This is a genomic window from Butyricimonas sp. Marseille-P3923, assembly GCF_900184685.1.
Taxonomy (GTDB): Bacteria; Bacteroidota; Bacteroidia; order Bacteroidales; family Marinifilaceae; genus Butyricimonas; species Butyricimonas muris.
Map to the genome: position 1 here is coordinate 208,607 of NZ_FXXL01000005.1, position 16,750 is coordinate 225,356.

At 43.5% G+C, this 16,750-nt stretch carries 9 protein-coding genes; all 9 read right to left on the reverse strand.

What is annotated here, in order from left to right; translation table 11 throughout:
* Positions 1–227 precede the first annotated feature (227 nt).
* Complete coding sequence (locus CS948_RS04495) at positions 228–773, reverse strand: RNA polymerase sigma factor (RefSeq protein WP_099290528.1); 546 nt, start codon at positions 771–773, stop codon at positions 228–230.
* 130 nt (positions 774–903) lie between these two features.
* Positions 904–3,669 (reverse strand): zinc-dependent metalloprotease, encoded by a 2,766-nt coding sequence (locus tag CS948_RS04500; RefSeq protein ID WP_255301855.1) that lies wholly within the window; start codon positions 3,667–3,669, stop codon positions 904–906.
* 131 nt (positions 3,670–3,800) lie between these two features.
* On the reverse strand, positions 3,801–4,634 hold the full coding sequence (locus CS948_RS04505; RefSeq protein WP_099290530.1) for a hypothetical protein: 834 nt from the start codon (positions 4,632–4,634) through the stop codon (positions 3,801–3,803).
* An 18-nt stretch (positions 4,635–4,652) separates the two neighbouring features.
* Entirely contained in the window at positions 4,653–6,218 is a 1,566-nt protein-coding gene (locus CS948_RS04510; protein ID WP_099290531.1) for a RagB/SusD family nutrient uptake outer membrane protein, read from the reverse strand.
* A 7-nt stretch (positions 6,219–6,225) separates the two neighbouring features.
* Entirely contained in the window at positions 6,226–9,774 is a 3,549-nt protein-coding gene (locus CS948_RS04515) for a SusC/RagA family TonB-linked outer membrane protein (protein WP_176554917.1), read from the reverse strand.
* 149 nt (positions 9,775–9,923) lie between these two features.
* On the reverse strand, positions 9,924–11,105 hold the full coding sequence (locus CS948_RS04520; RefSeq protein WP_099290533.1) for a FecR domain-containing protein: 1,182 nt from the start codon (positions 11,103–11,105) through the stop codon (positions 9,924–9,926).
* Positions 11,106–11,300: 195 nt separating this feature from the next.
* Positions 11,301–11,900 (reverse strand): RNA polymerase sigma-70 factor, encoded by a 600-nt coding sequence (locus CS948_RS04525; protein WP_176554918.1) that lies wholly within the window; start codon positions 11,898–11,900, stop codon positions 11,301–11,303.
* Positions 11,901–11,921: 21 nt separating this feature from the next.
* Entirely contained in the window at positions 11,922–14,531 is a 2,610-nt protein-coding gene (locus CS948_RS04530) for a hypothetical protein (protein WP_099290535.1), read from the reverse strand.
* A gap of 17 nt (positions 14,532–14,548) precedes the next feature.
* Positions 14,549–16,702, reverse strand: coding sequence for a cation:proton antiporter (locus CS948_RS04535; protein ID WP_099290536.1), 2,154 nt, complete (start codon positions 16,700–16,702; stop codon positions 14,549–14,551).
* Positions 16,703–16,750 lie beyond the last annotated feature (48 nt).

Here is a 16,750-nt window from a genome sequence, read left to right on the forward strand (position 1 = left end):
CCAAGAAATCGCCCTTATTTCACTCAAATTCCACTGTAAATCCGAAGAAGAGTAACCGTAATAATACCTCACCTACCGTACTCTCTCCGTTCCCGCTCTTATGTTGCTACAAAAAAGATTATAGCAACATAAAAGCGGAAACATCCCATAAACGAACAAGGGAGATTATTACTCCGGATTTACTGCGGCTTCAAGGCGGCTTTACCACTACTCTACCAAGATTGAAATCAGCAAAACAATAACAACAAATAAAAATGTTCTTTCAATTGCTCTCTCAATTTACGATAGGCAGTTTGTTTCAGAGATTTCACGGAACCTTCACCAATCCCCATTTCTTTTGCAATCTGGGGATTTGTCAATCCGTCAAGAGAATAACGAATGATAGTCCGCATCTGCGGCGGTAACGCATTTACAGCCTTCCACACTAAAAGATAAGTTTCCTGCGCCACAACCCAATCCTCGAAAACACCCTCGGATTCCAACTCCCGCCCGTATTTCTCCAAATACCCCTGACTTACTTTCTCGTGTCGCAAGATATTTAAACAACGGTTGCGGGTGATCGTGTAAAGATACGCTTTCACTTTATAAATATCGCCAAAACGCTCTCGTCTTTCCCAATAATCGGCTAAGGCTTCCTGAGCAACATCCTTACATTGCTCATCATCTTTCAGGTATTTAGCGGCAAAAACACATAACATGATATAGTAATCATCAAAGAATTCCTTGAATGCCTTCAGATTCCCTAATTTTATATCCGATATAATATCTCGCATTACATCACCATGTTATCTTTATTTATGAAACAAAAATAAACAATATTCATGTATTACCCTGAAAAAAGTCGAGGAAATTCTTCATAAAAGAATTCCCTCGACCTTACTAAAATACATTTATGCTTCCCGACTATTTTTTTAATCTTCTCTCTAACATAAATAATAACGCTTCATAATGCATAAGCTCCGCACCTTGTGACGTGGAAACTTTACTCTCCAACAAACGTTGAATCCGTTTCCCTAACGTATATATATGAATGTCCGAATTATCTATAGCCAACACGGAAATTTGCCTTTGCCATCCATACCCGGAACCGAATTCAATAGTTTCCGGCATATCCCGGCATTCTTCTCTTCTTAATTCACCGGCAAATTTATTCGTGAGTCCGGATTCATCCAACCCGTAAGCAAGCACATCTTCCAAGGAAGGTCTATACGCATCTTGTGCATTCACAACCCCGAATAATCCTCCGGATTGTTTATCCTTAAACGTTTCCGCTACCATATTCACGGCAGCCATTTGCAACATTTTGTCCCCCTCTGTCAAAGGTTTGCCATTAATCGTATTTTCAAAAACCAAATTGTAGTAATCATCAAAGAACTCCTCTACCGTGTAAGGATCCGTCGCAACGTGCGCGGACAACATCACACCCTTATACAATTGATGCAAACTCAAGGCTAATGATTTTTGGATCATTACTCCCATATCAATTCCAAGAGGGAATTTACTAATCAATTTCTTATCACATACCCAATCCGAATTGCGAAACTCGTTCATCACCCATTTCATCGAAGCTTTCTGTTTTTCTCTGGGAACAGAAACAACCCGTTCTCCCGGAGTCCCTTCTTTCACCTCGGATAAATAGATTCCCCCGATATTATACATCACGTTACGAATATACCGATAATACTGGTTACAAATACCTTGATAAAGACTCAACTTGTGAGAATCGTCCGGATCATCTTTAATCCAAGAATCCAAATTTGACAAAATGTATTTCAAATTTTTAATCCCGTACTCTCCCGCCTTCATCGGATCATCACCCAAATCTTCCTCCAGCGCACTCGGATCATAACGGCTATATACTTGTTGACGACCGTAACGATACATCGGATCCCCGGCTTTGGCATCTACCATTTTTTCCAGAATTACCGCTTCTTCATTCATACTTTTAGCTGTCGGGAAATACTCGTAATTCCATTTTACCAGATATTCATCATATACCCCCAAATCAGGGGGAGTCAATCTGACACCTTTATCCCCGGGTTGCGCGACATAATTGAAACGGGCATAATCCATGATAGAAGGTGTTGTCCCGTATTTTTTCGTGAACTCCGCCGAACGTAAAGATTCTACCGGGATTGCGGCAGACGCCGCCATATTATGCATAAATCCGAGTGTATGACCGATTTCGTGAGCTACCACGTATTCGATAGATTCATCCATAATCTTTTTAGGCATTTTCTTGTTTCTCACCAACGGATCTATTTGTGCAGTCTGGACAAAACGCCAATTATTAATCATCTGCACCATATTACTGTAAACTAACACGGAAGCACTGATAATTTCTCCCGTGGTAGGATCCACGTACGAGGGACCCATGGCATTAGCGATACTCGTGGGTAAATAACGCACACAAGAGTACTTCAAATTATCCGGATCAAAGATCGTATCATTTTTGGGGAAATCCCGTACCTGCATCACATTCTTGAAACCGATTTTCTCGAACGCTTTATTCCAGCGCAAAATGCCTTTCTTAACCGGTTCGATCCATTCTTTCGGGAAAGCCGTATCCACGTACCACACGATCGGCTTTTTCGGCTCTACCAGTTTACCTTGCTTGTAAGCATTGACATCCTTGGGTTCAACACGCCAGCGATGTGCCACGGAATAAGTGACCAACCGGTCTTCAGCTTGCGTGAAATGTTCCTTATCCGTCAAAAAGATGCCGACACGCGAATCACTCTTACGGGGACGCATTTTATCCTCGGGCAACAACATCAGGGAACGAGTAGCAACCACCGTCACATCCGCTCTCGCGTAGGTTGACATTAAATAAGTCAGACTCACCGTGTAAGGCATAAGTACCTTTACCGTCAGATTATCATCAAACGTTTTGATACTACTCACAACCGAAGCACCATATTTCATTTTCGGCAAAATATTAAAAACGGAATAGTTTCCCCGGAATAATGGCAAATACTCGTTCTCTTCCGTGAAAAATTTAGTTACCTCGAACACGACTGTCGTTTGATCCGGTTTAAAAGCTGAAATTTTAAACGCCTCGACAACAACATCTAAAGAATTAGCCTCAATCGCCGACTTGATATTTTTTTCTTTCGCGTCATAAGTAGTCGTGGTATTTACACGTTGCAAATAAACTAACGAATCGACCAACTTGAATTTCACGTGCATCATCGTTCTGTGTGCCATATCGGCAAACACGCTGTTACTTGTTTCCGAAGCCGCGGAAGAAAGCACCATTTCCCGTCCGAAATATTCAAGAGGCATTTCAAAATAGAGTTTCTTGTCTATCTTGTGCAGCGTGATGAAATCACTTTCAGAAGTTTCAAATGCCTTGTCTGCAAACAAGCGATCATACGCAGTTTTCCGTTTTTCCGAAAATTCCTTCAATTTTCTTTTCGCTTCTTCCTGCGCCATTTTTGCACTATCATTCACCAAGGTATCACTTTCAGCGACCTCTTTCCGGTTGGATTTCTTTTTATCCATGACCTCTTTCAATTTTCGCCGCACCTCGGCCTCTTTAGTACTATCCTTGGTCAAGGTATCATACAGACATCCGTAACCGCTCTTTACCTCATTCGAGGCAAACAACTTTCCATAACCCGGTAATAATATTAATATTACCAACAATGCATACATACAATTTTTCATACTATTCTATTAAAAATTAGGTAATAAACTTCCATTTCTATTCGATTACAAATAGAGTCACAGGGAAAGAAGGTTCAAAAAGTCTTTAACCACTCTTCGAACAACTTCTCCCATAAACATTAAAACTCGCTCTAATCCGTCAATACTTTCCCGGTCAACAATTCCAGATCTATATCATGCAATCTCTTCATTTCGCTCACGAATAACTGTACTCTGGTTTTGCACGCCGGATAACTCCGAAATCGCATATTGATGATCGTTTGACTCGTCGACATCAAATAATCTATCGTTTTTTTGAAATCTTCCTGAAGGTTCAATTTGTAAGTACTCCCGTGAATAATTCCCATATTATATCCTGCTATTAAATCTGTTGCTAACGAATAATCCAAATCCAACGCTACCGGAACTTCAAATTTCCCGTTATCAATAATATAAGTCCAGAAAGCACTATTGATATTCTTTTTGAAAGTACTTTTCGTCGTTGCTGTCATGTTCTGCAGGCTCTCGTTGATATTACCGAAAGTAATACTGATATTTGTTGTCAAATTCGCCGCATTTGAATATCCGCTCCAGATGCTGTCCGCCAGATAAATATAATGAGGCAGGCGTCCCACGAAAAATTCTCCCGGGTAAAGATCCAACCATAAATCGAACAAACTGTTCACTCCCGCTTCAAGATTCTCTTTTTTAGGCGGTACGATACGGTAGATTCCGTACCCCTCGATAGACTGGATATTCCATAGCGGATCATGCGCCCCGTACTCGTACAGAATAAATATCTTATTCTCGTTGTAAAAATCGAGTATCAACGAATCGTACTTCTCGTTCCCCTGCGGGAGAACGTATTTCACGGATAAGGCCTCGGAAGGAACAATCGGATCGTCATCCTGATTACATCCTCCTATCATGAAAGAACACACGGCAAATACAAAAACTACCGGTTTCAAAAAAATCTTCCTATTCATATGTCTTCTACTATTTTATTATAAACTCACGGGTAAACGCGGAGACGATAACGTCTCGTTCAATTGCAAGCCACTATTCAAATCTGTCACGTAAGCAGGAATTTCCAACACGTACAGAGGGTCATGCTTCTCCAACACGTATTTCTCTCGTGTATTCCCGTCAAGAGCCCAAATCTTTTCCAAACGGGGCATACCGAAACGACGCAAATCGAACCAGCGTTGTCCCTCGTAACACAACTCCTTCCGGCGTTCCAGACGATAGATATCTATTAATTCATCGGCATTTTTCATCTCAATACCGGGAAGGGCAGCTCCGCCCGCAGACACGTAACGTTTGGAACGGAAGTCGTTCAACAATTGCAATGCCTCATTTCCTGCCCCGGCATTTCCCGCCTTGTATTGTCCCAACAATGCTTCGATCGCGTTCAGGTAAGCCTCCGTCACCCGCACTCCTTGCGTGTAAGCTGATGTTGAAGTCGGGTATTTCAAAACGGAAACCATGACACTCGTACTAATAAGTTCCTTAATAACCTGTCCCGTTTCATAATCGTAATGCGAGTCAAATACACTATCCCTTGCCACAGAGAAGAAACCGTCAGCACGGGCATCTTTCCAATCTTCACTTTCAAAGGATTCATACAGACTATAAGAAGCGACAAACGCACTGCTGGAAAGACTGGCATCACCTATGCCCCACACGTTATCCTTGGTCCCGTACATCCAGAGAATATCATCATTTTCAGCCGTAAAAATAGCCGTCGGTACACCTTGTGTATAATCACACAATTTTTTTTGTCCCATAACCACCCGGGCATGCTCCAACGCCTTTTCCCAATTTTCCATGTACAAATAGATTCTTGAAGCCAGCAAATGGGCAGTGAGAGAAGATACCCGGTATTTCGTACTTTCCTTTTTCCCTTTATCAAAATATCTTATACTATTCTCGATATCTTCGACGATCAACGAATAAACCTGTTCTACCGTACTCCGGGCAAGACTTAACGCCCCGATTTCCGGTTCGGTAACAATAGGAACACCCAAACTTACCTTGGGATCGTTTTTCTCGTCATTATAAGGCCAACCGTACAAATTCACCAGCTGGAAATAATGGAACGCACGCAGACAATAAGCCTCTCCTTTTAAATAATTTTTGTCAATTTCCGAACCGACGGATTCATCCGCGTATACCAGAATAATATTGCACCCCAAGATACATTTAAAATGAGCCTGCCAAGGTAACACCCCCTTAGTCGCACTATAAGTATTCCCCGCCGTATTATTAATGACATCATTTACAGCCCCGGGTTGCCACGTGTAGAATAATTTATTCTCGATATCAGCATCCCTGTATCCCGAAGAGTAAGTACTGGTCGGATAATTATTCTCCACGTCATCATCCATGTAATAGAGCATCCTATTCACAACCTGACTATTAGGCAGATATCCCTCGTACAACAATAATTCACTAAATGCTTGGGTAGATTCCGGAGTTACTTCATCCGAAGGAGTTTTCGCCAAAAAATCATCACAAGCCTGACAGATTAGCACAAGACTTATCAACAGTAATATATTCAATCTTCTCATGGTACTCCTATAAATTTAAATTAATTGAAAAATTATACGATGGAAGAATCGGTACATTCATGGAACCGGCTTCCGGATCTTCTTTATGCAACCGTTTATTCTTTATCACAAACAGATTCGTTCCCGTCAAACTGAAAGACAAAAAGGATAATTTCACGTTTGACAATATCTTCTCGGGCACTTTATAGGTCAAAGTCATCGATTTGCAACGCATGAAATCGGCACTCACTACTCGATGCTGGGAAGCATCCCACATTTCATAGATATTACTTGTTCCACCGGGGTGTATGCAAGATGCCGATTCCGTGGGACGCAAGAAACCCGGTTTGTTGGTTGTATTTTCATCCCCGGATTTTCTCCAGTGTTCAACAAATTCCACGGGCAAATTTGCATCGAATTTCGGAACGGTAACCGTATATTGCCCCTTCTGATAAACCGTACGCAACCGCTTCATTGCTCCCAAAGCAAAAGCGAAACTCGAATTAAAGGATAAATTCCGATAGGATAGGTTCACGTTAAATCCTCCTACTATATCCGGATTTTTACTACCGGAATGTACCAGATATTTCATCGGATCACTTCTTAATTCTTCTTTCGTGTAAGAGGTGTTTTCCCCTAAATCAAAAATAGGCATTCCATTGCTTCCCAATTCTTTAAAGTTCCACGACCAGAAAGAACCCACGGAGTAACCTGAAAAAGCGGAATACCCGTTCAAATAACTCAAGTACACATCTCTATACCCGGGACGTTTAACCTCGTTACGCGTAAAAGCCACGTTAGCCGACAAAACGAAGTTCCAATCTTTTGTTTTCACGACATTCCCCCTCAATGACAATTCAACACCCTCATTAGTCAACTTACTATCATTAAAATAAGTTTTCTCAACCCCGTACGCCAATGGCAATTGTCTATCATATAATACCTTATCACCAAATTTGATATAGTATTCCGCTGATAGCGAGAATCTGTTTTTCCAGAATCCCAAATCCACTCCAAAATTCACGGTACGCGTCTTCTCCCAATCCAGATCGGAATTGGGGATATTTCTCAATTGTAATTGGAATTCTCCCACGTAAGGATTTATCGCATTATTTCCGGTCAGATACCCGGCTATCAATTTCGGACTCACGCCATACACCACGTTTCCCTGAAAACCGTAGCTCACTTTCACGTCGAGAGCACTTAACAAATTCTGATCTTTCATCCACTTCTCCTCCAACATGTTCCAACGACCACTCACGCTCCATATAGGAGAGAAACGGAACTTCTTGTTCTCACCGAAGCGATTGGTTCCATCCACGCTAAAACTAGCATTCAGCACGTAACGACGTTTGTAATCATAAACCAATGCTGCCATTACTTTCACGGCATTGTTGGGTCTGTCCGAAAGTGTCACGCGGTGTTTCGACGTCGAAGAACCATAATTATTGCCTAAAAAACCGGAATCATCTTTATTATATTCATAAAAAATAGTCTTTCCCCTGTCCGGGAAATAACCATAATCACTGGAATTAAAGCCACTGCTTTTCTGTGAAGAAATTTGACCTCCACCCATAAGATTCAACGAGTGAGCCTCCTTCCACACGTGGGTAAACCGAAGTGTTCCGCGAAGTTCCCATCGGTTATTATCCTGATCGCGGCGTTGGTAATATCCCCCGTACGGGTATTGGGAAAGCTTACTTTCCATTCCCCCGATATCGACAGTACCGTAATCATACCCTCTTTTTCGTGCCATATAGGCACTTTGCTCCGTGGCGTAACCAATCTCCACTCCATGTGCCTCCTTATAAGCAAAAAGCAGTTCGCCCCGTAAACCCTTCCAAATATCCATTTTCAAATTTGCAGAAGCAGAAAATTCCGTTGTCTGGGTTTTCTTGGAAGTGTTTGCCAACTCGTCGAAAATATTAAACGTGATCGGGTTCTCGAATTTATATTTTATCCCGTCAACATCCCCGGATAAAGATTTTATCTCGGTGATATAACGCTCGTCAGGAGCAATCGTTCTCGATGTCTGCAAGGCATAATACATCGGGGTAGTTCCCATGAAACCCCATACTTTACGGCTCGAATAACCCATTTTTAAATCCGCTTTCAACCATTTAGCCAATTCCGTGTTCACCCGCACGTTAGCCGTGTAACGTTTCGTGTCGTCACCTTTTTGAGTTCCCCGGTCATTAGCAAGTCCCAATGAAACATAATACGTTGTATTTTGATTTCCACCGGAAACTGACAACGAATGATTATCACTTACCGTGTTCTCGAATAGCAAATCAAACCAATCCGTGTTAAGTTGCTCGCGGTATTGATACTCTTTCAAGGCATCCTCCAGTGACCCTTTCCCGTTCAAATAATCAATCATGGTTTTCTCGAAACCGTACTGTGGCAACACTTCAAACACAAGGCAATCGTCAAACATCTCTTTCGTGATAGCCATTCTCTGTTTAGAATTCATCATGTTAGCCGACTTCCGGTAACTCGGACGCTCCGTGAATTTCAAATTTCCCGTGTACGACACCGTCATTTTTCGGGCACTTCCTTTTTTAGTAGTAACCACAATAACCCCATTGGCCGCTTTCGTTCCATAAATAGCGGTAGCTGCCGCGTCTTTCAGAAAAGTGATACTTTCAATATCCATCGGGTTCAAACCGGAAATGGCATTACCGAACATAGAGTAATCTTCCCCGTCCGACAAAGCCATTATATCTTCATTCGACAGGTTCATGATATCTTCCTGAATCACCCCGTCGACCACCCATACCGGAGCGGCATTACCCAACAATGTTGCCGTTCCCCGCATTCTCACCTTTGGCAAAGAAGAAGGACTGCCGGAACCATACAGCAACATCAAGCCCGGAATTTCACCCTGTAGAACATCTTCCACGGAAGTAGCTCCCGGCACCATAACATCTTCCATTTTCACCGTGTAGGTCGAAGCTGCCGACAATTCTTTGGCAATAGTCTGGTAACCCGTTACAACAACTTCGTCTACCTCTTCCACTTTTTCCCGCATCACAATCTCGTATACCATCACTTTCGTCACCGGAACAACTTGCGATTCCATTCCCACGAAACGGACAAGTAATTTCTCTTCTATACCGTCCTTCACGTTGATAGAAAAAAATCCCAGCGAATCCGTCACGGTTCCCTGTCGCGGGTTACTTTTCAAAAACACCACAACTCCCGCTAACCGATGCCCTTGCTCGTCTTTCACCACGCCATGAATCCTACGCTCTCGCTGTTGTGGTTGACTAACCGTCGCTTTCTTTGCGGATATCAATATCGTTTTATCAGAAATCTCGTAAACTAAATTAGTATTCTTCAGGCAGAGTTTCAACACTTCCTCCACGGTCGCATTTTTCACCTTCAGATCGACTCCTTTCACGGCTCTCACGTCCTGAATATTATACAGGATATAATACCCAGACAACGCGCGCAACTCCTTCAGCACCTGTTCCAGTGTCGCACCTTTCACTTCCATTTTAATTTGCTGTTGTCCCAATCCCGGCAATGCAGACAGCAAAGTCGGGAACAGCATCATGATTACAATTAGTCGCATCACTCGCAAAATTTTACTTTTCCACCCATGCAGGTGAACAATTAATCCTTGTTTTTTCATACATTTGTTACGTTTTTAATTTATTCTCGCGTCAATTGCCAAACCGAGGCGAGTTTAATTACAATCTGTCCGATAAGATTTACCCGATCTTATCGGATTTCTTTTATCACGATATTTCGACCCTTAATCGTGTAGTCCACGTTCTGGGTCTTTTTCAGCATATCCAATATTTTTGAAATATTCTCGTACTTCCGGATCACCCCGTAAAAAGTCTTTTCCCGCAACACGGGCGACTCGATCGTGATATCCACGTCATACCAACGGGCTAATTTACGCATCATACTCTCCATATTCTCCTCGTCAAACACAAAGAGCTGATCTTTCCATCCCACGTAACTCTCCACGCTGACTTCCCGGCTCTCGATATTCCCCGTGCGTACATTCATCTCGGCCTGCCGTCCGGGAGTCAGCACCACCGGTTGTCCCGGCTGTATTTCCGAAGTTACCCGCACACTTCCGTTTACCAACGTAGTCTGTATCACGGGCTCATTCCGATAAGCCATTACATTAAACGCAGTACCCAACACCCGTATTGCCACACCTTCACAATGTACCTCAAACGGTTTTCCCGTGCGTGTCACCTCGAAATAGGCTTCACCTTCCAGATACACATCCCGTCGCTCACCCGTGAAAACCACCGGGTAACGCAACCGGGTTTCCGAATTCAACCACACCCGTGTCCCGTCTGCCAGTGTCAATCGATACTCTCCCCCGCGGGGAATAATTATCGTGTTGTACTCCAACTTTGTCCCCGAAACATTTCCATCCACTTGATAAGCGAGTATATTTGAATCATTCTTTACCATTATTCCGGCCATACGCGAAAGGTCTTTTGCCTCTCCGGCTGTCAAATCTATCCTGCTGCCGTCAGCCATTTCCAATATAGCACGTTCTCCACCGGGAAGCACATCCGCCACCACCGGACTCGGCTTCTGCTCTTCGCTCGTGAATAAAAGGATTCCTACAGCCAGCAAAGGTATCAATAACACGGCAGCCACCCGCACAAACCAACGTATCCGTCGAACTTTTCGTCCGGTCTGCCGCACGCCGGACATTACCCTCTCCTTCATCTTTTCCAAAGAATAAGCCTCATATTCCCGCAATCTTCCGGCAACAAATTCCGCCTCCGTCACCCGTTCGTAAAAAGCCTTATGTTCATCACTTTCCGCCAACCATTCTTCCAAAGCTTTCTCTTCATCCGGAAGAATAATTCCTTTCATTCGGGCTGCAATCCACGAAGCTATCTTCAAATTATTTTTGTCATTTACCATACTTGCATTTCCACCATTTGAACAAATAACGACTACCCTATCAAAAAGAATGACAAGTTTTCCATTTATTTTGAAAAAAAATAATCCACCTTAAAAATTAACCGATACGAACTAAACAAAATCCGATATAAATTCTTGGAAACTACACCGTGTTTTACACGGATTTCGCCATACCGGATTATTCAGCAACAATCTCTACAGCCATAAAAAAGCTTCCCCGAAAACCACTAATACGACTCCTGCACCAAAACGATTTTTCAAGGTCGTCATCGCCCGTTGTTTTTGTGTTTTCACCGTGTGGATAGATACTTTCAACGTGTCGGCAATCTCTTGATTACTCAATCCCTCCAACCCTAATTTGAATACCCGGGCACATTCGGTCGGCAATTCTTCTATCGCCCGATAGAGTTGCCCCAGCAATTCCTCCTCGATCATCTTCTCGTCCAAAGTATCTTCGCTCAACTCCCGAATCAGCTCGTTTTCATGCTTCTCTATCACTTGCTGATGCTTTAATTGATCCAAACACTTATTCCGGGCACTCTGGTAAAGAAATACACGAATCGGTAGTAAAGCAACAAAATCTTTCCGTCGTTCCCACAAACTCATAAAACTTTCCTGTACAATGTCTTCCGAGAAAACATCATTTTTCAGAATAGAGTTACAATAAAAATAAAGAGACTTGCCGTAAGTCGTCAACAAGAAAGCCAAAGCTTCCTCATCGCTTTCCCGGAGTCTTTTCACCAGATAATCCGGCTCTTCCCGAAATCTCTTGTTTTGTAAACTTCTATCTATCACGATGCATAAATTTATATAGGATCATTTCAGTATTAACGGTATTCGCTTCCGGCAAATAATTCCATTTGTCGTGATTCCCTCCACGGTAACGGTATATTTCCCGTAAGTATCAGCGGTATAGAACGACAGCTTTGCCGGATTTCCCTTGTCTATCGTCACAACCGGCTTCCAGTAAATCGTGGAACGCTCGTCATAGCGATTATCCTTGCGTACGGAATCCACGTCATATTTCGGTACATAGAATTCGTCCGGTACTTGATAACCCAGTAGCTTAAACGGTAATACGTTCGGACGTCCCAAGGGTTTCGGAGTCCATCCCGGTTCCGCTGAAATAATCAACACCCCGTTCGCTCCCTGTTTGCCAAAAAATATCTGTCCCTGCATACCGTCTAACAAAGATATATTCCGTAACGCACCCACCGGAATCAACCGGATTTGATCCATCGGCTCCTCGAAATCATTCACCAGTATATAAAGTTTACGCCCGAACTGCTTGAAACACTCTTCCCCCTCGTCATCATTCTCGAGCGTGACACCGGGTAACAATTGGATAATCTGGGTGATATCGAACATTCCATTCTCGGCAATTTGGGCGGAATCCAACTGGTGGTTCGCCAGATTATCATAGAACGAGTAAGACTTCTTGATTTTCCGCCGGACGACTTGCACCTCGTCCAACACGTATATTTTCTCGCCATTCTCGTAATAGTAATTCAACCCGTGTTGCTTGTAAAATTCCTCTTCTTTCTTTTTCTCCTGCATATTATAGGGTAAATCATAAACGGCAGGCAGAAATTCATCCTCATCCACTCTCACGGTAACACCCCGACGCCCTTTCGCACTCAATGCCTGTACCAGAAAACTCGTGCTGTCATGGAATGCTATTCCGTCCACGACAAAATTTCCCGTTTCGTCCGTTTCCACCATACGGCAAAGCCCGTAATTGGAAATCAACACGATATTCGCTCCCTTTGACTTCTTCCCCCAGAAATTATTTACCCGTCCGGACACGATTTGTCCGATTTCCAACGGGAATTTCATTTCAGAGAACTCTCCTTTAGCAATCTTGGAAATGTCAAACCGGGTCCACCCGTGAGTCATCATCACGAGGTCAAGATGCGCAGCAACTTCCGGGGTTGTATCGTTAAAGTAATACGCGGGATGATCTATATACCCCTTTATATCGGAAGTCATCAGCAGATTGGACAAAATATTATCCTCCAGCGAATCCTGCACCACCTTATCATTATCCGTGACAGAAATAGAAAAAGAGCCGTCCAGATATCCCTTGAAAGGTTCATCGAAATCAATTTCCATCTCCACCAGTTCCCGACTGACATAAGTCGGTTTATTCGTGGTGATCTTCAATTCGGGACGTTGTTTGAGCTTCCTGAAAAACAAACGCTGGCTATACACGTTAGCATCCCCGTCCATCAACACGATATGTGAAATTCCCTCCGGAATAACACTCATATCGATACTTCCTTTCATTAATCCGTTTACCCGGTTGGACCCCAGAAGCATACCGCGGCAATGTACCAGAACATACAACTCTTTCGGTAATTTCGCATTCACTGCCTTAATTACCCGATAATGTAACATAGAGTCCTGCCCGATAAGCGAAATACCCCACCCGTCGTCAGAAACCTTGGGCAAATCAAATCGCTTTTCGACCCCTTCTTCCGTTTTCATGACGGCATAAAATTCCTTACCCGGATTCACCGGTAACTTGAAACATCCCATCCCGTCATGTACTGTTTCTATCGTGGCAATCACCACGGAATCCTGATATACTTCTCCGCTGGCATGAACGGCACGCCCATCCGCCCCGATAGCCTTGAACGCCACTTTCTGCCAATTATTGGACAACAACGAACCGCCTTCTGGGAAAAACTGCACGTCAAAATCCCGCAAATGGGCTGGTATATGAATATATCGTTTGAAAGAAAACGGACGTCCCTCCGGAAACTCCACCTCGATAGTTTTCATCGTGGTGTCAATCTTCACCTCGAATTTCCCCTCCTTATCCGTCCGGGCGTTTTTCTTGGAATACTGATCCTTTTTAATTCCGGCAATATAGGTCAGTAAAACCCTATCATAAGGCTCTCCCTCGCTGTCCAGCAACCGAATCGTCGCCGTGTAATTATTCTCCCGGTTTTTCGTGTAAGTCACATCCGTCCACACCTTGGAATCTTCCGGATTTATAACCCGTATTTTCTTCTTGAACAGGAAATCCTCCCCTTGATTCTGCATATAGTAAGTATATCCCCGCAAACAATAATCCCCTTGTTGCAAATCCTTCGGGATATTCACCTGACCGTAAAAAGAAGAATCCCGTGACACCACCTTGATACGCTGCACGATAGAATCCCGTCGGTCTACCAAATCAACATACACGAATCGACTGTACACGATAGGCTGCAAGCCCGCCGCATGAACAAGATACGCCCGAAACCAGACTTTTTCCCCCACGTTATAGACACTTTTATCCGTGTGCAGATAAAGTTTTTCCTGCTGCAATTCCCGAATCTGTGCCGTGAGGTTACTCAACAACTTTTTCTCGAACGGGGACATTTCCTTAAACGCATAAGCCAGTAAAATAATCCCTAAAATGACAACGACTTTTTTCATACACCTACCACATAAAATTATTTATTCCTTTTAAACAGACTCCTCATCACGTCCGCCAAATCATCCAGACTATCATGTGAATCCGCGTGCGGTATACTCTTTAGCGCTCCAAGTTCCTGTTCACCTATACCTATTTGCATCGGGTAAATCAAAATACAACTATGCCTATTGAAATATTTGTTCAGATACGTCGGCACCAACGTCATGTTTTTCACGTAAGACGGGTAATTCCGACGGCTCATCACGATCATCAAAGCATCGTTCTCCTTCACATCACGGGAAATAATCAGGAAATCATCCCAATCGGCAAATTCATTAAATTCGACTTCAACAGCATGTTTCGCGTTCACTTCCTGCAAGACCGACAACACCGAGGCATCAGCATAAAATATAATTTTACTACTCGAATTTTTAGCAATATTCCATATCCGTATCACCCAATACGGAAAACCGATTTCCCGTTCGGCACGAGGGGGAACCACCACGATATATCGTTTGATTGTCGATAAGGGTTGCGACGGCCGGTACACCAAAGTAGTCGTCGCGCATTTCGACAAAACCCGGTCTGTCAGATTACCTAGGAAAGTATCCGATATCTCGCCCTCTTTACGGAGTCCCAACACAATATCCGTGATCTTATGTTCTTTCGTGGCATTTTTAATACCGTTCACCACGTCGTCGTCGTAGCGCAAAGAAGTCACTAACTGGTTGTCCGTGGCGGCTGCCGCTTTCGTGGCTTTTTCCAATAACAGATTCGCTCTTTTTTCTGCCGTCGAATCACCCGTGTCCGCTTTAATCACGTTCAAAGCGGTCATAACCGCCTTCGCTTTCTTTGATTTTATAGTTACGGCAAGATTGACCAACTCTTCCACGTTCTCGATATTACTCAACGGGATCAATATCCGGTCTTCCGCATCCTCGTCACTTTCCATCTCTTCCTCGGCAAACTCCGCCAAGGCTACCTCTTGCGCCCCTTTCTGCGTGGCAAAGGAAGCGACAATACAAGTCACCAGAATCATCACGATCGTACCGTTCAACACGCTCTCGTTCAGCAAACGAATCGGTTCCCCGTTCGGTGTCGTCCCTAATATCACGTTATACCCGACCAACACTGCTGCCAAAGTTGCCGCAGCTTGCGCGTTACTCAACCCGAAAATCAACGTTCTCTCCGAACTCGTGAATTTAAAGTTCCGTTGAGTCAACCATGCCGGAATAAACTTGGAAACCGTGGCTACCACCGTCATAACTACCGCTACCCATATCGAAGTCAGATCATTAAAAAACACGTGAAAATTAACCAGCATCCCGACTCCTATCAAAAAGAACGGGATAAAAAGAGCGTTTCCCACGAACTCGATCCGGTTCATCAATGCGGAAGTATTCGGTATCAGACGATTCAATGCCAACCCCGCGAGGAATGCCCCGATAATCGCCTCCAACCCGGCGGCCTCCGCCAAGAAAGAAGCCAAGAAGACCAATCCCAGCACAAAAATAAATTGCCCTACCCGATCATCATAACGCTTGAGATACCAATGTCCCACGACAGGAAAAACCCACAAGACAATAAACGCGAACAATACCGTCAAAACTCCCAGTCTGATCCAAAAACCTTGAGTCAGTTCCCCGGTAGACATTCCGACAATCACCGCCAACACGAGCAGAGCGAGCAGGCAAGTAACAACAGTTCCCCCGATCGCAACATTGACCGCCCTGTTTTTCGTGATCCCGTATTTACTGACAATCGGATAAGTCACCAAAGTATGCGAAGCAAACATACTCGCCAACAATATGGAAGTCGGATAAGAAAAATCCAATAAATAGACTCCCGCAAACGTTCCCAGAATCATCGGAATAAAAAACGTGTACAAACCGAATATTAAACTTCTCTTGCTATTCTTTTTGAAATCCGCCATGTCTATTTCCAGACCGGCAACAAACATGATATACAATAATCCTACCGTCCCGAACAACACGATACTGCTATCCCGATCCATAACGTGCAGGCCGTAAGGACCTATCACGGCACCGGCTATGATCAAACCGACAATATCCGGAATCCGGAACCGGTGTAACAAGAGAGGTGCAAACAGAATAATAAAAAGAATTACAGAGAATATCAACACCGGATTGGTCAAAGGTAATGTAACGCTTAGTATATTCAGATGCATCATAGGAGAAAATTTTAATTCTTTGCATTACAAATTTATTATTTTTTACCG